The organism is Ornithinimicrobium tianjinense, from assembly GCF_014636495.1.
GTDB lineage: Bacteria > Actinomycetota > Actinomycetes > Actinomycetales > Dermatophilaceae > Ornithinicoccus > Ornithinicoccus tianjinensis.
Genome location: NZ_BMEM01000004.1, coordinates 47,827 through 65,483, shown reverse-complemented (window position 1 = coordinate 65,483; position 17,657 = coordinate 47,827). Strand labels below are relative to the sequence as shown.

At 73.1% G+C, this 17,657-nt stretch carries 18 protein-coding genes and 2 tRNA genes; 16 read left to right on the top strand and 4 right to left on the bottom strand.

Translation table 11 applies throughout. From position 1 onward, the window contains the following. Positions 1–28 precede the first annotated feature (28 nt). Both IEV65_RS11910 and IEV65_RS11905 read left to right on the top strand, forming a co-directional pair. Positions 29–778, top strand: coding sequence for an alpha/beta fold hydrolase (locus tag IEV65_RS11910; RefSeq protein WP_188431078.1), 750 nt, complete (start codon positions 29–31; stop codon positions 776–778). Between the two features lie 248 nt (positions 779–1,026). Beyond that, the gene (locus IEV65_RS11905) at positions 1,027–1,551 is read left to right on the top strand and encodes a hypothetical protein (RefSeq protein WP_229735225.1); all 525 of its coding nucleotides are present in this window, start codon (positions 1,027–1,029) and stop codon (positions 1,549–1,551) included. Between the two features lie 226 nt (positions 1,552–1,777). Here IEV65_RS11905 and IEV65_RS11900 read toward each other — a convergent pair whose 3' ends face one another. Further along, positions 1,778–3,757: an acyl-CoA dehydrogenase family protein gene (locus tag IEV65_RS11900; protein ID WP_188431076.1), complete on the bottom strand. Its 1,980-nt coding sequence runs from the start codon at positions 3,755–3,757 to the stop codon at positions 1,778–1,780. Then, the gene (locus tag IEV65_RS11895; RefSeq protein WP_188431074.1) at positions 3,754–4,491 is read right to left on the bottom strand and encodes a TetR/AcrR family transcriptional regulator; all 738 of its coding nucleotides are present in this window, start codon (positions 4,489–4,491) and stop codon (positions 3,754–3,756) included. The genes IEV65_RS11900 and IEV65_RS11895 overlap by 4 nt, the downstream gene beginning before the upstream one ends. 91 nt (positions 4,492–4,582) lie before the next feature. On the opposite strand from IEV65_RS11895, the gene IEV65_RS11890 reads away from it, so the two are divergent. From IEV65_RS11890 to IEV65_RS11845, 10 genes are all read left to right on the top strand, one after another. Continuing rightward, the gene (locus IEV65_RS11890; protein WP_188431072.1) at positions 4,583–5,881 is read left to right on the top strand and encodes an acetyl-CoA C-acetyltransferase; all 1,299 of its coding nucleotides are present in this window, start codon (positions 4,583–4,585) and stop codon (positions 5,879–5,881) included. 2 nt (positions 5,882–5,883) lie between these two features. Then, positions 5,884–7,305, top strand: a complete 1,422-nt coding sequence (locus IEV65_RS11885) for a 3-oxoacyl-ACP reductase (protein WP_188431070.1) — start codon at positions 5,884–5,886, stop codon at positions 7,303–7,305. Positions 7,306–7,307: 2 nt separating this feature from the next. Continuing rightward, entirely contained in the window at positions 7,308–8,252 is a 945-nt protein-coding gene (locus IEV65_RS11880) for a MaoC/PaaZ C-terminal domain-containing protein (RefSeq protein WP_188431068.1), read from the top strand. 108 nt (positions 8,253–8,360) lie between these two features. Then, a tRNA-Thr gene (locus IEV65_RS11875) sits at positions 8,361–8,433 on the top strand. A gap of 33 nt (positions 8,434–8,466) precedes the next feature. Further along, positions 8,467–8,543: transfer RNA gene (locus IEV65_RS11870), tRNA-Met, on the top strand. A 43-nt stretch (positions 8,544–8,586) separates the two neighbouring features. Further along, on the top strand, positions 8,587–8,757 hold the full coding sequence (gene rpmG, locus IEV65_RS11865) for a 50S ribosomal protein L33 (RefSeq protein ID WP_097188228.1): 171 nt from the start codon (positions 8,587–8,589) through the stop codon (positions 8,755–8,757). Positions 8,758–8,881: 124 nt separating this feature from the next. Further along, on the top strand, positions 8,882–9,328 hold the full coding sequence (locus IEV65_RS11860) for an FAS1-like dehydratase domain-containing protein (RefSeq protein WP_188431066.1): 447 nt from the start codon (positions 8,882–8,884) through the stop codon (positions 9,326–9,328). Further along, the gene (locus IEV65_RS11855) at positions 9,328–9,738 is read left to right on the top strand and encodes a MaoC/PaaZ C-terminal domain-containing protein (protein WP_188431064.1); all 411 of its coding nucleotides are present in this window, start codon (positions 9,328–9,330) and stop codon (positions 9,736–9,738) included. Before IEV65_RS11860 ends, IEV65_RS11855 begins: the two co-directional genes overlap by 1 nt. Next, positions 9,735–10,877, top strand: a complete 1,143-nt coding sequence (locus tag IEV65_RS11850; RefSeq protein WP_188431062.1) for a UDP-N-acetylmuramate dehydrogenase — start codon at positions 9,735–9,737, stop codon at positions 10,875–10,877. The genes IEV65_RS11855 and IEV65_RS11850 overlap by 4 nt, the downstream gene beginning before the upstream one ends. A gap of 52 nt (positions 10,878–10,929) precedes the next feature. Next, entirely contained in the window at positions 10,930–11,811 is an 882-nt protein-coding gene (locus IEV65_RS11845) for a hypothetical protein (protein ID WP_188431060.1), read from the top strand. 827 nt (positions 11,812–12,638) lie between these two features. Here the strand turns inward: IEV65_RS11845 and IEV65_RS11840 are convergent. After that, positions 12,639–12,998, bottom strand: coding sequence for an alpha/beta-hydrolase N-terminal domain-containing protein (locus tag IEV65_RS11840; protein WP_229735224.1), 360 nt, complete (start codon positions 12,996–12,998; stop codon positions 12,639–12,641). Beyond that, on the bottom strand, positions 12,995–14,062 hold the full coding sequence (locus IEV65_RS11835; RefSeq protein WP_188431058.1) for an adenosine deaminase: 1,068 nt from the start codon (positions 14,060–14,062) through the stop codon (positions 12,995–12,997). The genes IEV65_RS11840 and IEV65_RS11835 overlap by 4 nt, the downstream gene beginning before the upstream one ends. 92 nt (positions 14,063–14,154) lie before the next feature. Here IEV65_RS11835 and IEV65_RS11830 point away from each other — a divergent pair, with 92 nt between their 5' ends. Genes IEV65_RS11830 through IEV65_RS11815 form a run of 4 tightly spaced genes read left to right on the top strand, consistent with a single transcriptional unit; the run spans position 14,155 to position 17,583 of the window. Further along, positions 14,155–15,081, top strand: coding sequence for an ABC transporter ATP-binding protein (locus tag IEV65_RS11830; RefSeq protein ID WP_188431056.1), 927 nt, complete (start codon positions 14,155–14,157; stop codon positions 15,079–15,081). Next, positions 15,078–15,959, top strand: a complete 882-nt coding sequence (locus tag IEV65_RS11825; protein ID WP_188431055.1) for an ABC transporter permease — start codon at positions 15,078–15,080, stop codon at positions 15,957–15,959. Before IEV65_RS11830 ends, IEV65_RS11825 begins: the two co-directional genes overlap by 4 nt. Next, a complete protein-coding gene (locus tag IEV65_RS11820) occupies positions 15,956–16,879 on the top strand; it encodes an ABC transporter ATP-binding protein (protein WP_188431053.1) in 924 nt (307 codons plus the stop codon). Before IEV65_RS11825 ends, IEV65_RS11820 begins: the two co-directional genes overlap by 4 nt. Further along, positions 16,876–17,583 carry an ABC transporter permease subunit gene (locus IEV65_RS11815; RefSeq protein WP_188431051.1) on the top strand — a complete coding sequence of 236 codons (708 nt, stop codon included), beginning with the start codon at positions 16,876–16,878 and terminating at the stop codon, positions 17,581–17,583. Before IEV65_RS11820 ends, IEV65_RS11815 begins: the two co-directional genes overlap by 4 nt. Positions 17,584–17,657: the final 74 nt, after the last annotated feature.

Below are 17,657 nucleotides of genomic sequence, written 5' to 3'. Positions count from 1 at the left end.
GTCCGCCTTGCCCGGCACACTCGGGGGTATGACGACCACCTCACCTGTCCGAGTCATCCTCGTCCCCGGCTTCTGGCTGGGCGCCTGGGCGTGGGACGACGTCCTGCCCTTGCTGCGTGCCCGCGGGCTGGACCCCGTCGCGCTCACCCTGCCGGGGCTCGCTCCGGACGACACGGACCGCGGGTCGGTGACGCTCGAGGACCACGCGCGGGCCATCGAGGACGCGATCGAGGCGGCGCCGGAGGGTGCGAGGGTGGTGCTCGTCGCGCACAGCGGCGCGGCGATCCCCGCCACGGTGGCGCTCGACCGGCACGTCGACCGGGTCGGCCACGTGGTCTGGGTCGACACCGCGCCCGTGGTCGACGGCTTCGCCATGAACCCCGATGTCGAGGGGGAGGGCTACCCGCTCTCGGCGCAGTGGGACGAGGAGTTCGAGAACGGTTCGATGGCGGGTCTGTCCGAGCAGCAGCTGGCGAACTTCCGGGAGCGCGCGGTGCCGCAGCCGACGGGCACGATGCGCGACGCGGCCAGGCTCACCGACGGACGCCGGCTCGACGTGCCCATGACGCTGGTCGCCACCGCCCTCTCGGCGGAGGACTACCGCTCCTACGCCGATCAGGGCGCGGGCTTCCTCGCCGGCCTCAAGGAGTTCCGCCAGCTGGACATGGTCGACCTGCCGACCGGCCACTGGCCGATGTGGAGCGAGCCGCACAAACTGGCCGAGATCGTCGCCGGTGTCGCCGGTGTCGCCGGTGTCGCCGGTGGCCGCCCCGCCTAGACGCCGCCCCGCGACCGGACAGGCGTTAGTGCCGCACCATCCCGCGACCGGACAGGCGTTAGTGCCGCTCCACCCGCGACCGGACAGGCGTTAGTGCCGCACCACCCCGCGACCGGACAGGCGTTAGTGCCGCTCCCTCTGGCGACCGGACAGGCGTTAGTGCCGCTCCACCCGCGACCGGACAGGCGTTAGTGCCGGGGTGGGGTCTCGGCCCAGGTGCGGCGCCCCGGATCGGACATGATGTCCGCGTGCGAGAGGCTGAGCGGGACCCGATCACGATCGAGGTGGGTGGCCTCTGCCGCGAGGAGCTTCGCCGAGCGCTGACCCGCGCCGGAGTGCAGCTCAACGTGCACGCCGAGACGCTGCTCGAGCACCGGGACTTCGACCACGTCTCGGCGAGCACGCTCACCGTGGTCCGGCGGACGGTGAGCGAGCTCGGGCTCGTCGACGGCGGCACCTTGGGTCAGGTGCTCGACGCTGCCTCCGCACTGGGGCTGGAACCGTCCCCGCTGGTCACCGCGCCATACCTGAGGCTCGCCACCCTGGACCAGCCGGAAGCCCCGGACTCGGTCCTGTCCGCCGGCCGACCACCGACCGGTGCCGTGCACGTCGCCTCGGTGCCGGTCAGTCCCGATATCGAGCACCCCAAGGGCTTCTATCTCAGGGTCGTCGACGGGGAGCCCTGGCTGCGGGGCTACCGGTGCGACGACGACTACGAATGGGGGCCTGAGGCAGAGGTCGCGCTCGTGAGGCCCAGCGGTCGCCGCACCTGAGGAGCGCGCGTGTCGGGTGCGTGAGCGCTGCCCGCTTCGTCTCGGGTATGCAGTCAGACCGGCACTTTCCGCACCGCCCCCCGCGCCGGGCGCGTGGTCTGGGGACTGCCCGGCGCGAGCAGAGAAAAGTGCCGGTCTGACTGCACGCCACCAGCGGTGGTGCGGCAGCAACGCCTGTCCGGTTGCGGGTGGTGCGGCAGCAACGCCTGTCCGGTCGCGAGCGGGCTCAGCCCGTGGCGCCCGGCGTCCAGCGGGCGGGGTCCTCGACCAGCATCGCCGACCCCAACCAGGCCTCCGGCACGCCGAGGCCCTCCACCAGCTCGAGCGCGACCGGGCGCAGCTCCCCGCACAGCCTGTTGATCTGGGCGGTGACGGCCTTGGCGCGCGTCGCCGACATCCGGTTGTGGGACTGGAACCACCCGGATTCGGCCTCGATCGAGCTCAGTGCGTAGAGCGTGCACAGCCGTTCCAGCACGTCCCGCGTCTCCGGGTCGTCGCAGGCGTCCACGGCTGACACGAAGGCCTCCAGCACGACGCGGTCCATATGGGTGCGTGCAGCCAGCAGCACATGGTCCTGGGCCGCGTTGAACGTCTCGAAGGCCGCGTCGCCCTTGGCCCGGCGCAGCCGCGCCGCGAGCGTCTCGAGCACGTGGCGCTCGCGGTCGCTGAACATCGCCAGGTGCCAGCCGCGGTCGAGCAGGGTCTCCGACGGCGAGCGGCGGGCCGCCGCCGCCACGAGCCGGTCGACGAGCGGCCGCATCGACGTGGCCTCGATCACCTGGTCGCCGACCATGCGGGCCGACGCGGCGACCATCCCACGGGTGTCCAGGTCGCCCCACATCTCCTTGTAGCCGGTCAGCAGGCCCTTGGCCACCAGCTGCAGCAGCACCGTGTTGTCACCCTCGAAGGTCGCGAAGACGTCGGCGTCGGCGCGCAGCCCGGTCAGGCCGTTCTCGGTCATGTAACCCGCGCCGCCGCACGCCTCGCGGCACACCTGGATCGTGTCGTTGGCGAAGCGCGTCGACAGCGCCTTGAGGCCCGCAGCCCGGGTCTCCAGCTCCCGCTGGGCGACCTGGTCCTTCTCCGGCAGCTGGTGCAGCTCCTGCAGCCGGTCGACGAGCTCGTTGATCGCCGTGCGGTGCGCGTAGGCGGTGGCGACGGCGGGCAGCAGCTTGCGCTGGTGGGCGAGGTAGTCGAGCAGCAGCACCTCCCCGCTGCCGTCGGGACGGTCGAACTGGCGGCGACGGTCGGCATACCGGACCGCGATCGACAGCGCCTTGCGCGCGGCCGCCGAGCTGCCGGTGGCGACGCAGATGCGGCCTCTCACCAGGGTCCCCAGCATCGTGAAGAAGCGCTTGCTGTCGCTGTCGATGTCGGAGACGTAGCGCCCGTCGGCATCGACGCCGCCGAAGCGGTCGAGCAGCATGCGGCGAGGCACGCGCACCTGGTCGAAGGTGAGGGTGCCGTTGTCGACGCCGAGCAGGCCGCCCTTGTGGCCGTTGTCGCCGATCGTGACGCCCGGCAGCGCCGACCCGGTGCCGTCCCGCAGCGGCACGAGCACCACGTGCACGCCGTGGCCCTCGCCGCCCACGACCAGCTGGCCGTAGACCGCCGCGATCGTGGCGTCCTCGGCCGCCGCGCCGATGTAGGTCTTCGTCGCCGACGGCGTGGGGGAGTGGACGACCAGCTCGTCCGTCTCCGGGTCGTGCGTGATCGTCGTCTCCAGGGAGGCGACGTCCGAGCCGTGGCCGAACTCCGTCATGGCGTAGCACCCCACGTGCGCGCCGGTGATCAGCGGCGGGAGGAACTCCTCGCGGTGGCGCTCGGAACCCAGCGCGTTGACCGCGCCGCCGTAGAGCCCGAACACGACCGCGCCCTTGACCGTGAGCGAGAGGTCGGCCATCGCGGTCACCTCGAAGTCCACGCACGAGCGGCCGGGGTCGTCCAGCCCGCCCTGCGCGACCGGGAACCCGGTGGCGGACATCCCCGCGTCCACCACGACGCGTGCGCTGCGGCGCGTCCACTCCCGCGCCTCCTCCATGGTCATCCCGTGGTCGCGCACGAGGGCGTCGAGCGGCAGCCGCCCGATCAGCTCTCGCTTCACCTCGTGGTAGCTGCCGCCGGTGGCCCGGTCGAGGGCGGCCCCGAGCGGGGTCGAGTGCCAGGTCGGCAGCGTCGTGGGCGTGCCGGAGGACATGGTCGTCATGATGCGCTCCTGGGAGGTATGTCGTCCGCGCGCCGGTCGGGCGCGGTGAGGGCGGGGCTGATGAGAGCGAGGACGGCGTCGGTGACGTCGTCGGTCGACAGCGGGCGGGCCTGGCCGGAGGTGCCGGCCTGGCCCTGAGCGGTGAGCCAGTGCTCGGCGGCGGACTGGACGAGGCCGACGATGCCGGTGCCCCAGACCGAGGCCAGGCGCTCGGCGTCGGCGCGACCGGTGGCGGTCAGGTGCTCGCGGAGCGCCTCGGTGAGGCGGCCGGCGATGCGGTCGGTGATCTGGTGGACGGGGTCCTGCGCGCCCCCCTCGGCGGTCTCCAGGGGGCGCGTCATGACGAAGCGGTAGATCTCGGGGTCGCGCTCGACCATCGACAGGTACGCGCGGACCATCGCCGCGATGCGGTCGACGGTCGCGTGCTCGCCCACGGTCGACTCTGCAGCGGAGATCTCCCCGAGGATCCGCTCGTCCACGGCCGCGACCACCGCCCGGTAGAGGCCGGCCCGGTCGCCGAGGTGGCGGTACAGCACGGTCTTGCTCGTGGCCGCGGTCGCCGCGATCTCGTCCATCCCGACGCCTGCGCCGTGCCTGCGCACGGCCTTCAGCGCGGCCTCGACCAGCTGGCGCCGACGGCGCGCGCGGTGCGCCTCCCACCGCGCGTCGCGGCCGTCGCGGACGCCGTCCGGGGTGGCGGAGCCGCGCAGGACGGTCGAGGGGCGGGGTGTCATGCCCGCCACAGTACCAAGTACTCGACGTATCGGCTACAGTCGGTATCAGATACCTCGACCGAGTCTCTCCCACCCACCAGGAGCCCGATCCATGTCCGAGCAGTCCTCCTCCGCCCTGCGCGACGCCGTCGTCGTGGGCGGCAACCGGATCCCCTTCGGCAAGGCCGGCGGGGCGTATGCCGCGGCCTCCAACCAGGCCATGCTCACCGCCGCGCTCGACGGGCTGGTCGCCCGCTACGGGCTGGCCGGCGAGCGGCTGGGCGAGGTCGCCGCCGGAGCCGTCCTCAAGCACGCCCGCGACTTCAACCTCACCCGCGAGTCCGTCCTCGGCTCCGCGCTCGCCCCGAGCACGCCCGCCTACGACCTGCAGCAGGCCTGCGGCACCGGTCTCGAGACGGTCATCCAGGTGGCCAACAAGATCCGCCTGGGCCAGATCGACTCCGGCGTGGCCGGCGGCGTGGACTCGGCCAGCGACGCCCCGATCGCCGTGGGGGAGGGCCTGCGCAAGGCCCTCATCAAGGCCAACCACGCCAGGACCCCGATGCAGCGCGTCAAGGCGCTCGCGGGCATCCGCCCCGGCGATCTCGCTCCGGAGACCCCGCGCAACGCTGAGCCCCGCACCGGGCTGTCGATGGGCGAGCACCAGGCCCGCACCGCCAAGGAGTGGGGCATCACCCGCGAGGCCCAGGACGAGCTGGCCGCCGCGAGCCACCACAACCTGGCCCGCGCCTGGGACGAGGGTTTCTTCGACGACCTCGCGACCGGCTTCCTCCGGCTCTCCCGCGACCAGGGGCTGCGGGCCGACACCTCGGTCGACAAGCTCGCGACGTTGCAGCCGGTCTTCGGCAAGGGCGAGGGCGCGACGATGACGGCCGGCAACTCCACGCCGCTCTCCGACGGCGCCGCGCTCGTGCTGCTTTCCTCCCGCGAGTGGGCCGAGGAGCGCCGGCTGCCCGCGCTGGCGCGTTTCGTCGACGCCGAGGTCGCCGCGGTCGACTACGTCTCCGGCGAGGAGGGCCTCCTCATGGCTCCCGCGTATGCCGTGCCGCGCCTCCTCGCGCGTCAGGGGCTGACCCTCCAGGACTTCGACTACTACGAGATCCACGAGGCCTTCGCCTCGACGGTGCTGGCGACCCTGGCCGCGTGGGAGTCCGAGGACTTCTGCCGCGACCGCCTCGGTCTCGACGCCCCGCTGGGCTCGATCGACCGCTCCCGGCTTAACGTCAACGGCTCCTCGCTGGCGGCGGGGCACCCGTTCGCCGCGACCGGCGGGCGCATCGTGGCGACGCTGTCCAAGCTGCTCCACGAGAAGGGCCCGGGCAGCCGTGGCCTCGTCTCGATCTGCGCCGCCGGCGGCCAGGGCGTCGTCGCGATCCTGGAAGGGTGCTGACCATGGCCGACCTCATGCAGATCCTCACCACCAACCCGCTGGCCCGCCAGCTCGGCGTGCCCCAGCCGACCAGGCTGCGCCGTGGGCGCGAGCTGCCCTCCGGGCCGGTCGTGCTGGCTGCCGTGGGCGGGGCCCAGGGGCACGGCGGGGTGGTGGCCGACAGCCTCGGGCTGCTCGGCCTCACGCCCCAGGAGGCGCTCGTCGACACCCCCGGGACCCGGGTGACCGAGACCGACGAGGACGGGCGCACCCGCGAGGTGCCCACGCCATACCCGGGCAAGATCGGTGCGGTGGTCGTCGACGCGACGGCCGCGACCGGGCTGGACGACCTCGAGACGATGCGCGGCGTGCTGCGCCCGGCGCTGAAGGCGCTCGAGTCCTCCGGCCGCGTGATCGTCGTCGGTCTCGAGCCCGAGAGCGCCGGCGCGGTGACCGCCGTCGCGACCCAGCAGGCCCTCGACGGCATCACGCGCACCGTCGGCAAGGAGCTGCGCAAGGGCGCGACCGCCAACCTGGTGCGTGTCGACCTCCTGACCGACCGGCCCACGACGGCGGCCGACCTGGCGTCGACCCTCTCCTTCCTGCTCGAGGGCCGCTCGGCCTACGTCTCGGGCGACGTCCTCCACGTCGGCCACGCGGCGGCGTCCGCTGCGCCCGAGACGCGGCCGTTCGAGGGGCAGATCGTCGTCGTGACCGGCGCCGGGCGCGGCATCGGCGCCTCGATCGCCGAGACCTTCGCCCGCGACGGTGCGCTGGTGGTCGGGATCGACGTCCCGGCCGGTGGCGAGGCCTTGTCCACCGTCGTCAACCGCATCGGCGGCCAGGCGCTCCAGCTCGACATCACCGCACCCGACGCAGGGACGCGCATCGCGGCGCACGTCGCGCAGCGCTTCGGGGCGTCGGCCAGGATCCACACGATCGTGCACAACGCCGGCATCACCCGCGACAAGCTGCTCGTCAACACCGACGAGCAGCGCTGGGCGAGCGTCCTGGAGGTCAACCTGGCCTCGCAGCTGCGGATCAACGAGCAGCTCCTCGACCCCGACCTGCCCGGCGGGCTGGACGACAACGGTCGGATCGTGGGCGTCTCCTCGGTCACGGGCCTGGCGGGCAACCGTGGGCAGGCCAACTACGCGGCCGCCAAGGCGGGGATGATCGGCGTCGCCCGCGCGATGGGCGCCGACCCGCGCCTCGCCGAGCGGGGCATCACGGTCAACGTGGTGGCCCCGGGCGTCATCGCGACCGAGATGTGGGGCAAGGTCCCACTGGTCACCCGGACCCTCGGCGAGCGCATGAACAGCCTCCAGCAGGCCGGCAGGCCGGTCGACGTCGCCGAGGCGATCGGCTACCTCGCCGACCCCGCCAGCGGCGCCGTGACCGGCCAGGTCGTGCGCGTCGACGGCCAGCTCATGCTGGGGGCCTGACGATGACCGCCCCCGACAACTCAGCTCCCGACAACGGCTCCGCTCCCGACGGTGGCCAGGACCTCGACGTCCGGCTGCTCGAGTCCGCCCCGAGCGTGGTCTCCGTGCTGCCGCAGGCGCTGCGGCCCCGCGCCCGCGCGGCGCTGCCCACGCTGCCGAGGCACCGCTACGTGCTGGCCGACCTCGAGCAGGACCTGGCTCGCCTGGCCGACTACCGCGAGGTGACCGGCGGCGTGCTGGGCGACGTCGTCCCGGCCAGCTGGCTGCACGTGCTGACCTTCCCGCTGCACGTGCGACTCATGGCCGACCGGGAGTTTCCCTTCCCGATGCTGGGGATGGTCCACGTCGCCAACGTCATGACCCAGCACCGCCCGGTCCGGGCCGCCGAGCGGCTCACGCTCACCTCGTGGGTCGACCACCTGGCTCCGCACCGCAAGGGCTGGACGGTCGACATGGTGGGGGAGATCCGCGTCGGCACCGAGGTCGTCTGGGAGGGCCGCAGCACCTACCTGGCCAAGGCCGACCGGCCGGCGACCGAGGCCACCCCGGCGACCGGGGCCACCCCCGCGACCGAGCACGGCCGAGCCGACGGGCACGCCATACCGGGCCCCGAGGTGGCGCGCTGGCGCCTCCCCGCGGACCTGGGCCGGCGCTACGCCAAGGTCTCCGGCGACGTCAACCCGATCCACCTCTCGGCCCTCAGCGCCAAGGCGTTCGGCTTCCCGCGCGCCATCGCGCACGGCATGTGGACCCACGCCCGGGCGCTCGCGGCCGTCGAGCCCCGGCTGCCGGGGGGCTACACGGTCGAGGCGCAGTGGGCCAAGCCCATCCTGCTCCCGTCCACCGTCGAGCTCCGCGGGGCCCTGGGCGCGGGCGCGGGCGACCTGGCGGTGACGTCCAAGGGCGGCGCGAAACTGCACCTGTCCCTGCAGGTCAGCGGCCGCTGAGCAGGCCGCGGCGGGGTGCCGGGCAGGTCGTTTTGGAACTGTCCGGCACCCTCATGTAAAGTTGCTTCTCGCTGCCTGAGGGACCACGGTCTCCCAGGATCACGGCCCGCCCCTATAGCTCAGTCGGCAGAGCGTCTCCATGGTAAGGAGAAGGTCAACGGTTCGATTCCGTTTGGGGGCTCTGGCAGGCCGGCCCGTCAGGGTCGCCTCCCGAGGCGGGATAGCTCAGCTGGTTAGAGCGCACGACTCATAATCGTGAGGTCGCGGGATCGAGCCCCGCTCCCGCTACCACCCCGCAGATCCACACCGATTTTTCCCGAGAGCAGGTTGCAGCATGGCCGGCAAGTCCCAGGACATCCGCCCCAAGATCACCCTGGCGTGCACGGAGTGCAAGGAGCGCAACTACATCACCAAGAAGAACCGTCGGAACAACCCCGACCGGCTCGAGATGGCGAAGTTCTGCCCGCGCTGCGGCAAGCACACCGCGCACCGCGAGACCCGCTGACACCCGTCAGTCACACGCGAGGCCGTCACCCGTCCAGGGTGGCGGCCTTCGTCGTCCCTGCGGTATGCCGTGCGCCCGCCCGTGGGCGGACCGCGGGCGTCGCCACCCCGTTAGGCTGGCCCGCATGCCGCTGAACACCGACTACGCCGGCCGGGAGTACCCGCCCGCCGGCCCCTTCCCGGTCACCCGCGCGGAGATCGCCGCGTTCGCCGACGCGATCGGCTCCACCGCCGACGCGCACCGCGACGCCGAGGTCGCCCAGGCTCTGGGGTATGCCGACGTCGTCGCCCCGCCCACGTTCGCGGTCCGCCTGGCGCAGCAGTGCGAGTCCCAGCTGGTCCAGGACCCGGAGGCCGGCATCGACTTCTCCCGCGTCGTCCACGGCGAGGAGGGGTTCACCCACCACCGGCCCATCGTGGCCGGCGACGTGCTGACCGGCGTGCTCCACGTCGACCGCATGCGCGAGGCGGGCGGGCACGGGATGGTCACCACCCGGGTCGAGCTGAGCGGCGCCGACGGGCAGCCGGTCACGACCGTGACCTCCACCATCGTCGTGAGGGGAGACTCCTGATGGCCGCGCTCACCACGGACCCGGCCGCGCTGCGCCGCACCGTCACCGTCGACCGGGCGCGCCTGGTCGCCTACGCCGACGCCTCGGGAGACCAGAACCCGATCCACCAGGACGCCGAGTTCGCCCGCTCGGTCGGGCTGCAGGACGTGATCGCCCATGGCATGTGGACGATGGGCGCCGCGCTCGACGTCGTGACCGCCTACGTCGGCGGCGACCCCGGCCGGGTCCTGTCCTGCGCCACGAAGTTCACCGGCATGGTCGTCGTCCCCGAGGGCGAGACGGTCGAGGTGCTCGTCGAGGGCGCGGTGAAGAAGGCCGACGAGGCGGCCGGCACCGAGACGCTGGACATCACCGCGACCTGCGCCGGCGAGAAGGTCCTCGGCCGCTGCCAGGCGGTGGTCCGCGTATGACGACGCCCGGGGGCCCCGCCCCCGTGGACCCCCGGACCGACACGTCATACCCAGCCCTGGCGCAGCTCACGACGATGCGCGTCGGCGGCCCGGCGCGCCGGGTGTTCACCGCGACGACCGAGGCCGAGCTGATCGAGGCCGTGCGCGAGGTCGACGAGGCCGGCGAGCCGTTGCTCGTCGTCGGGGGCGGCTCCAACCTGCTCGTGTCCGACGACGGTTTCCCCGGGACGGTCGTGCTGGTCCGCACCACCGGCATCCACGTCCCGCACGACACGGCCTGCGGGGGAGTGACCGCCACGGTCGCGGCGGGCGAGGTCTGGGACGACGTCGTCGCCCACGCGGTCGAGCAGAGCTGGTCCGGGATCGAGGCGCTGTCGGGCATCCCGGGCGCGACCGGCGCGACACCGGTCCAGAACGTCGGTGCCTACGGCCAGGAGGTCGCCCAGACGATCGCCCAGGTCCGCGTCTGGGACCGGCTCGAGGGTCGTGTCCGCACGATGTTCGCCTCGGACCTGCAGTTCTCCTACCGCCACTCGCTCCTCAAGGACTCGATGATCAGCGCCGGGCAGGTCACGCCGCGCTACGTCGTGCTGACGGTCACCTTCTCGCTGCGGCCCACCGAGCTCTCCCAGCCGGTCGGGTATGCCGCGCTCGCCACCGGCCTCGGCGTCGACCTCGGCGCCCGGGTGCCGCTGGCCCACGCGCGGGAGGCGGTGCTCGAGCAGCGTCGGCAGCGCGGGATGGTCCTCGACCCCGTCGACCACGACACGTGGTCCTGCGGGTCGTTCTTCACCAACCCGATCCTCACGCTCGAGGAGATGAGCGCGGTCCGTGAGCGCGCGGCCCAGCGGCTGGGCCCCGGTGGTCCGGTGCCGCCGGAGTTCGCCGCGGGGGCGGAGGACCGCGTGAAGACCTCGGCCGCCTGGCTCATCGACAAGGCCGGGTTCACCAAGGGCTACGCGACGCTCGACGGTCGTCCGGCCGGGCTCTCCACCAAGCACACGCTGGCGCTGACCAACCGTGGCGCCGCCCGGGCCGAGGATGTGCTCGCCGTCGCGCGCGAGGTGCGCGACGGTGTCGAGGCCGCCTTCGGGGTGCGCCTGGTCAACGAGCCCGTCCTCGTGGGCCTCCAGCTCTGAAGCACCTGGCGCGACACCGACACAGGTGAAATAGCTGCTGAGAGGATGGACCATGCGCTGCTCCTCCTGGGCCGGCCTCACCGTCGTGCCCCTGCTCCTGGCCGCCTGCGGCACCGCGACCGACGCCGGTGCTCCCACGTCGACGGCTGAGGACGTGCAGATCGTGGAGCCGGGCGAGGAGCTGGTCGGCCACGGGATGCTCATGCAGTCGAGCGCCGACGCACCGGTGGAGATCTGCGTGGGCGGGGTCGCGGAGTCCCTGCCGCCGCAGTGCGGTGGACCGGTGCTCAGGGGTGCCTTCTCCTGGGAGGAGCTGCAGCCCGAGCGTGCTGCGGGCGTGACCTGGGCAGACGGCGTCTGGGTGGTCGGCACCTACGACGCCGAGGCCGGGGAGGGCGGCACCTTCACCCTGACCCGCCCCGTCTCGACCGAGCCGCCCGAGGGCTTCGCGCGACCCACCCCCGAGCAGTCTGCTTTCCCGCAGCTGTGCGACGACCCCTTCCGGGGCGGTCAGGAGGGGTATGCCGATCCCGCCGACCAGGAGGAGCTCGGGCGCGCACTGCAGGACCTGGACGGCTACGTCACGTCGTGGGTCTCGGACGGGTCGAGCATGTTCAACGTCGTCGTCACGTCCGACACCGACGCGGAGGAGACGCACGGGCGGCTGCGCGAGGTGTGGAAGGGCGGACTGTGCGTCGAGTCGCGCGACCTGCCTCCGGAGCAGGACGTCCGTGCGGCGCAGGACGCCCTGGCCAAGCGCTTCTCCGAGCTGGGTCTGCTCGGTGCCGGCAGCGGCGTCTCCGGACTGCTCGACGTCGGCGTGGTGGTCACCGACCGGCAGACGGTCGACGCGGTCCGCGAGACGGTCGCGCCCTGGCTGACCCCGGACCAGGTCGTCATCACCGGCGCCCTTCGTCCGCTGGACAACGGCTGACCCCGCCCCGCGCCCACGACCCCGCTCAGTCCCGACGCCGCTCAGTCCCGACCCCGTTCAGTCCCGACCCCGCTCAGTAGGGCCACCGCGGCGGTTCGTCCTCCTCCGTCGGTCGTGGCTTCTTCCCGTACCGAGTCCCCGGCGGGGGAGTGAACCCCTCAGCGGTCCACCCCGGTCTCCTCCCCGACCCGCGGCGCCCCATCATCTCGTGGTACCACCACCAGAGCGGCCCGTCGCTCTCCCGGACCTCCCGGTGCGGTGGGAACCTGCTCCCCGATCGCGTGGTGGCCACGAGATCGGTGGGCTCCCACTGCGTCTCAGCAGTGGCAGCGTGATCCGATGGCACCACAGCCAGGGCGTACCCGGTGCCCTGCAGGAGGTGGAGCAGAGAGGCCAGGCTCAACGATCCGGCGTCGACCTCCGCAGTAGCCAGCACCTTCGGGCTCAGCTCGCGCTGGTCGGCATAAGCGCGCTGGCTCTGCCCCCGCCGCCGGCGGTCCGCCCGCAGCGCGAGGCCGACGTCCCTCCGCGGGCCGTCTTCCGGTCTTCTCCTCGCCATGGCCAGGATGGTCGCGCGAGGACCCCCACACGATCCACCGCCCTCGGCAGCTCTGTGGACAAACCGTCATCCGGCCCTGGGGGTGTGCACCGACGTGAGACCGCTTCCCCCCTGGAAGCAATGGATCCGGTGCTTCCCCACTGGAAGCGCCGGACTGCTTGCTTCCGGAGTGGAAGCGCCGGACTGCTTGCTTCCCCAGTGGAAGCGCCGGACTGCTTGCTGCCGCAGTGGAAGCGTCGGACTGCTTGCTGCCGGTGGGGAAGCAATCTCACGCGTTGAGCGTCAGCCGCACGTCCGTGCGCCTCGCCAGCCAGGCGACCACCCGCCCCAGGAGGTCGCCCACGGCATACCCGTAGACCGTGGACATGCCCACGTTCACGGCGGTCATCCACCAGGCCCGCGGCAGCAGGCTCGGCGTCAGCGCGACCCAGAGCATGACGAGCGCGAGCGTCATACCGGGCACCGAGAGGTGACGCAGCAGCGGCGCGGTCCGCGCCGGCTCCGCGACCGGGTAGGTCGTGGGCGGACTGCCGCGGGGCGGCATCCTCAGCGGGTTGGTGGGGGAAGGGGCGCCCAGCCGACCCCAACGGTCGCGCACCGGGCGGAGCCCGGCCCCTCCCTCGGTCACACCGGCAGGCTACCCGGCCCCTCGAGCCAGGCGTCGACCTGCTCCAGCAGCTCCCGCTTCACGGCGGTCGGGGCGAGCGAGCCCTCGACAGACCCACGCGCCAGCTGCGCCAGCGCAGCGTCGTCCATGCCCTGGTCGAGGCGGGCAGAGGTGTACTGGTCGGCGAGCCGACTGCCGAACAGGAGCGGGTCGTCGGCGCCGAGGGCGACCCGTGCCCCGGCGTCGAGCAGCTGCCGCAGCGGCACGTCGGACAGCGTGGGGTAGACGCCCAGGGCGACGTTGCTCGCGGGGCACACCTCCAGCGTGACCTGCTCGTCGACCACCCGCCGAAGCACCGCGGGGTCCTCGGCCGAGCGCACCCCGTGGCCCAGCCGGTCGGGCAGCAGGTGGTCGAGCGCGACGTGCACGTGGTCGGCACCGAGCAGCTCCCCGGCGTGCGGCACGCTGGCGAGGCCGGCCTGCGCCGCGATGCGGAACGCGGGCGCGAACTCGCTCGTCAGGCCGCGCCGCTCGTCGTTGGACAGCCCGAAGCCGACCACGGTCCCCGCGCCCTCCCCGGCGTGACGTGCTGCCAGGCGGGCCAGCGTCCGGGCCTCGAACGGGTGCCGCATCCGGCTGGCGGCGACCACGACCGCGACCTGCGTGCCGGTCGCCGCGCTCGCTGCCCGGGCCTCGTCGAGCACGATCTCGATCGCGGGGGTGATGCCGCCGACGAAGGGGGCGTAGGACGTCGGGTCCACCTGCAGCTCGAGCCAGCGCGAGCCCTCCGCCGCGTCGTCCTCGGCGGCCTCGCGGACGATCCGTCGCATGTCGGCCTCCGAGCGCACGCACGCCCGGGCTGCGTCATACAGACGCTGGAACCGGAACCAGCCGCGCTCGTCCGTGCCCGACAGCTGCGGCGGCCACTGCGTCGTGAACGCACGCGGCAGCCGCATCCCGTGGCTCTCGGCCATCTCCCGCACCGTCGAGACGCGCATCGACCCGGTGAAGTGCAGGTGCAGGTGCGCCTTCGGCAGGTCGACGACCGAGCGGCCGGGAGCGGGGGTGGTCGGCGGGGTCGTCATGGTCGTCCATGTATACCGCCGACGGCTGACCGCCGTCGGACACGGGGGCCAGCCCCACAGCCGGCCCCGGACCCGCTGACTAAGGTCGTCCCGTGACCGTCATCCAGACCAGGGTGCTGACCAAGCGCTACGGGGGCAGCAAGGTCGCGGCGCTCGACTCGCTCAGCATCGACGTGGGGGAGGGGGTGACGGGCGTGGTCGGCGCCAACGGCGCGGGCAAGTCCACCCTCATCAAGATCCTCCTCGGCCTGCTGTCGCCGACCTCCGGCGACGCGACGGTGCTCGGCCACGACATCCGCACAGAGGGCGAGGCGATCCGCACGGCGGTCGGCTACATGCCCGAGCACGACTGCCTGCCGCCCGACATGCGCGCCATCGACTTCGTCGTCCACATGGGCCGCGTCTCCGGTCTGCCGCCTGCCGCCGCCCGCGAGCGGGCCGCGGACGTGCTGCGCCACGTCGGCCTCGCCGAGGAGCGCTACCGGCTCATGGGTGGCTACTCCACGGGGATGAAGCAGCGCGCCAAGCTCGCGCAGGCCCTGGTCCACGACCCCCGTCTGGTCATGCTCGACGAGCCCACCAACGGCCTCGACCCCGCGGCGCGCGAGGACATGCTGGCGCTGGTGCGGCGGATCGGCCACGACTTCGGCATACCGGTGCTGGTCACCTCCCACCTGCTCGGCGAGCTGGAGCGGATCAGCGACCACGTCGTGGTCCTCGATGCCGGCCACCTGCTGCGCTCGGAGGCGACCACGGCGTTCACCGCCGACACCGGCCACGTCCTCGTCGAGGTGCTCGGCGAGGACGCCCAGTCCCGTATGGGGCAGGCGCTCGCCGCGCGCGGTGTCGCCTGGCAGCCACGCGGGCAGCTCCTCGAGATCGACCCGGCCGACGCGCCGCCGGACGCCCTGCGTGACATCGTGCGCGACCTGGCGGCCGAGCTCGGCCTCGGCCTCGTGCGGATCCAGCCGCAGACGGGCCGGCTCGAGGACGTCTTCCGGGAGGAGGTGCCGGCATGAGCGAGCGCACGGGAGTCATCCACGACATCGGCTACCGCCCCTACACCGGTCCCCGCGAGGGCCGGTGGGGGATCGTCGCCGGGCTGCTCCGGCACGGGGCGCTGTCCACCTTCGGCTTCGGGCGCTCCGCGCGGTCCAAGGTCCTGCCGTTCGGGCTGCTGGTCGTCACGCTCGTCCCGGCGATCGTCTTCGTCGGCATCATCAGCTTCGTCGGGATGGACTCCGAGCTGCTCAACTACGCCGGCTACCAGCAGGTGACCGCGGCCTTCGTCTCGCTGTTCGTGGCGGCGCAGGCTCCCGTGCTCTTCACCCGGGACCTGCGCTCGGGCGCCATCAGCCTCTATCTCGCCCGGCCGCTCGGCCCGGCCGCCTTCGCGCTCGTGCGCTGGGCCTCGCTGGTGCTCGCGATCCTGGCCTTCGTCGTCACGCCGCTGGTGGTGATGTTCGTCGGGGGACTGGGGGCCGGTGCCGAGGTCAGGGACGAGCTGCCCCGTTTCCTCGTGGCGCTCGCGGGCGCGCTGCTGCTGGCCGTGCTCCTCGCGACCGTCGGCGCCACCGCGGCGAGCCTGACGATGCGCCGCGGCCTCGCGATCGGCGGCACGATCGTGGTGCTGATCTTCGGGCTCGGCGCCACCGCGATCCTGCAGGAGATCGGCCGGGAGCAGGGGGTCGAGGACGCGGCCGCCTGGCTGGGCCTGATCAGCCCGTTCGTCCTCGTCGACGCCGTCCAGCACGGCCTCGGCGACGCGGCGAGCTCCTTCGAGACGCCGCCGGACAACCCCACGACGGCGGCGCTGATGCTGCTGATCGCCCTGGCAGCCGCCGCGGCGGCGCTCCTCCTGCTGGTCCGCCGCTACCGCACGAGGGGGTCGCGATGACCGAGCTCGTCCTCGACAACGTCAGCCGCTGGTACGGCAACGTCGTCGCCGTCAACGACGTCTCGATGACGATCGGCCCCGGCGTCACCGGCCTGCTCGGCCCCAACGGTGCCGGCAAGTCCACCCTCATCGCGATGATGTCCGGCTTCCTCGCGCCCTCGGCGGGCCAGGTCACGCTGGGCGGGCGCCCGGTCTGGCGGGACGTCACGGCATACTCCGAGCTCGGGCTCGTGCCCGAGCGCGAGGTGAGCTTCTCCTACCTCACCGGCCGCCAGTTCGTGCAGGCCAGCGCGGAGCTGCACAAGCTTTCGGACACCCGGCGCGCGACGCAGCGGGCGCTGGAGGAGGTCGACCTCGTCGACGCCGCCGACCGCCCGATCAGCACCTATTCCAAGGGGATGCGCCAGCGTGCCAAGCTGGCCAGCGCCCTGGTCCACGAGCCGGGCGTGCTGCTGCTGGACGAGCCTTTCAACGGCGTCGACCCGCGGCAGCGGATGCACCTCATGGAGCTGCTCACCCGGATGGGCGAGGAGGGACGCACCGTGCTCTTCTCCAGCCACATCCTCGAGGAGGTCGAGCACATCGCCCGCCACGTCGAGGTCGTCGTCTCCGGCCGGCACGCCGCCAGCGGCGACTTCGGCGCGATCCGGCGGCTGATGACCGACCGCCCCACCCGCTACACCGTCCGCAGTAGCGACGACCGGGCCCTGGCCGCCGCGCTCATGCGTCAGCGCAGCGTCCGCAGCGTCGCGCTCGCGAGCACGGCCGGCACCGACGAGGTCCACGTGGAGGTGACCGACATGGGCGACTTCGCCCGCGCCCTGCCCACCCTGGCCCGCGACGCCGGGATCACGGTGCGCGAGCTCACCCCGACCGACGAGTCGCTGGAGTCGGTCTTCACCTACCTGGTGCAGTCATGAACCCGACCATCAGCAGGCTGGCCCTGCAGGCCCTCGTCGGCCAGCGTCGCGGACTCGTGCTCGCCGCGCTGCCGCTGGTCCTGGTGCTCCTGGCGGTCGTGGTGCGGCTGCTCACCGGCGAGGCGATCAGCGCCCGCGGCGTCCTGGTCGAGGTCGGCCTGGCGGTCGTCGTCCCGCTCGTCGCGCTGCTCGCGGCCAACGGCGTCCTCGGCCCGGAGATCGACGACGGCTCGGTCGTCTACCTCCTGTCCACCCCCGTCTCCCGGTATGTCGTGGCCGCCAGCAAGTGGCTCACCGCGGCCGGGGTGTCGGCCGTCCTGGGCGCGGGCGGGCTCGCGGCCGCGGCGCTCGCGGGCGGGGTGAGCGGTCGGTGGGTGCTGGCATCCGCGGTGGCCGGCGCGGTCGGGGCCGTCCTCTACACGGCGCTCTTCACCGCGATGTCGGCGGCGACCCGGCACGGGATGATCGCCGGGCTCGTCTACGTGCTGCTCATCGAGCGCGGGCTCGGCACCCTGCTCACCGGGCTGCGCTACGTGTCCGTGCAGTCGTTCACCCAGCGCGTCACCGAGGCCGTCGCCGACATCGACATGCCGGTCGACATGGGCCTGACCTACGCCGTGGTCGCCGGGGTCTTCGTGCTGGTGGCGGGCGTCGCGTTCGCCGGGTGGCGGCTGGCGCACTTCCAGCTGCGCGGCGACGAATAGCCGGAAGGCCTACTGTCGCGGACGACGGGCCCGAGGACGTCTCCGACCTGCTGGGAGCCATGGGCTGAGCAGTG

Bases quoted from the DNA above. Each gene is read 5' to 3' on its own strand.
- IEV65_RS11910 (WP_188431078.1), top strand. From the start codon at position 29: ATGACGACCACCTCACCTGTCCGAGTCATCCTCGTCCCCGGCTTCTGG.
- IEV65_RS11900 (WP_188431076.1), bottom strand. From the start codon at position 3,757: ATGACGACCATGTCCTCCGGCACGCCCACGACGCTGCCGACCTGGCAC.
- IEV65_RS11895 (WP_188431074.1), bottom strand. From the start codon at position 4,491: ATGACACCCCGCCCCTCGACCGTCCTGCGCGGCTCCGCCACCCCGGAC.
- IEV65_RS11890 (WP_188431072.1), top strand. From the start codon at position 4,583: ATGTCCGAGCAGTCCTCCTCCGCCCTGCGCGACGCCGTCGTCGTGGGC.
- IEV65_RS11885 (WP_188431070.1), top strand. From the start codon at position 5,884: ATGGCCGACCTCATGCAGATCCTCACCACCAACCCGCTGGCCCGCCAG.
- IEV65_RS11880 (WP_188431068.1), top strand. From the start codon at position 7,308: ATGACCGCCCCCGACAACTCAGCTCCCGACAACGGCTCCGCTCCCGAC.
- rpmG (WP_097188228.1), top strand. From the start codon at position 8,587: ATGGCCGGCAAGTCCCAGGACATCCGCCCCAAGATCACCCTGGCGTGC.
- IEV65_RS11860 (WP_188431066.1), top strand. From the start codon at position 8,882: ATGCCGCTGAACACCGACTACGCCGGCCGGGAGTACCCGCCCGCCGGC.
- IEV65_RS11855 (WP_188431064.1), top strand. From the start codon at position 9,328: ATGGCCGCGCTCACCACGGACCCGGCCGCGCTGCGCCGCACCGTCACC.
- IEV65_RS11850 (WP_188431062.1), top strand. From the start codon at position 9,735: ATGACGACGCCCGGGGGCCCCGCCCCCGTGGACCCCCGGACCGACACG.
- IEV65_RS11845 (WP_188431060.1), top strand. From the start codon at position 10,930: ATGCGCTGCTCCTCCTGGGCCGGCCTCACCGTCGTGCCCCTGCTCCTG.
- IEV65_RS11835 (WP_188431058.1), bottom strand. From the start codon at position 14,062: ATGACGACCCCGCCGACCACCCCCGCTCCCGGCCGCTCGGTCGTCGAC.
- IEV65_RS11825 (WP_188431055.1), top strand. From the start codon at position 15,078: ATGAGCGAGCGCACGGGAGTCATCCACGACATCGGCTACCGCCCCTAC.
- IEV65_RS11820 (WP_188431053.1), top strand. From the start codon at position 15,956: ATGACCGAGCTCGTCCTCGACAACGTCAGCCGCTGGTACGGCAACGTC.
- IEV65_RS11815 (WP_188431051.1), top strand. From the start codon at position 16,876: ATGAACCCGACCATCAGCAGGCTGGCCCTGCAGGCCCTCGTCGGCCAG.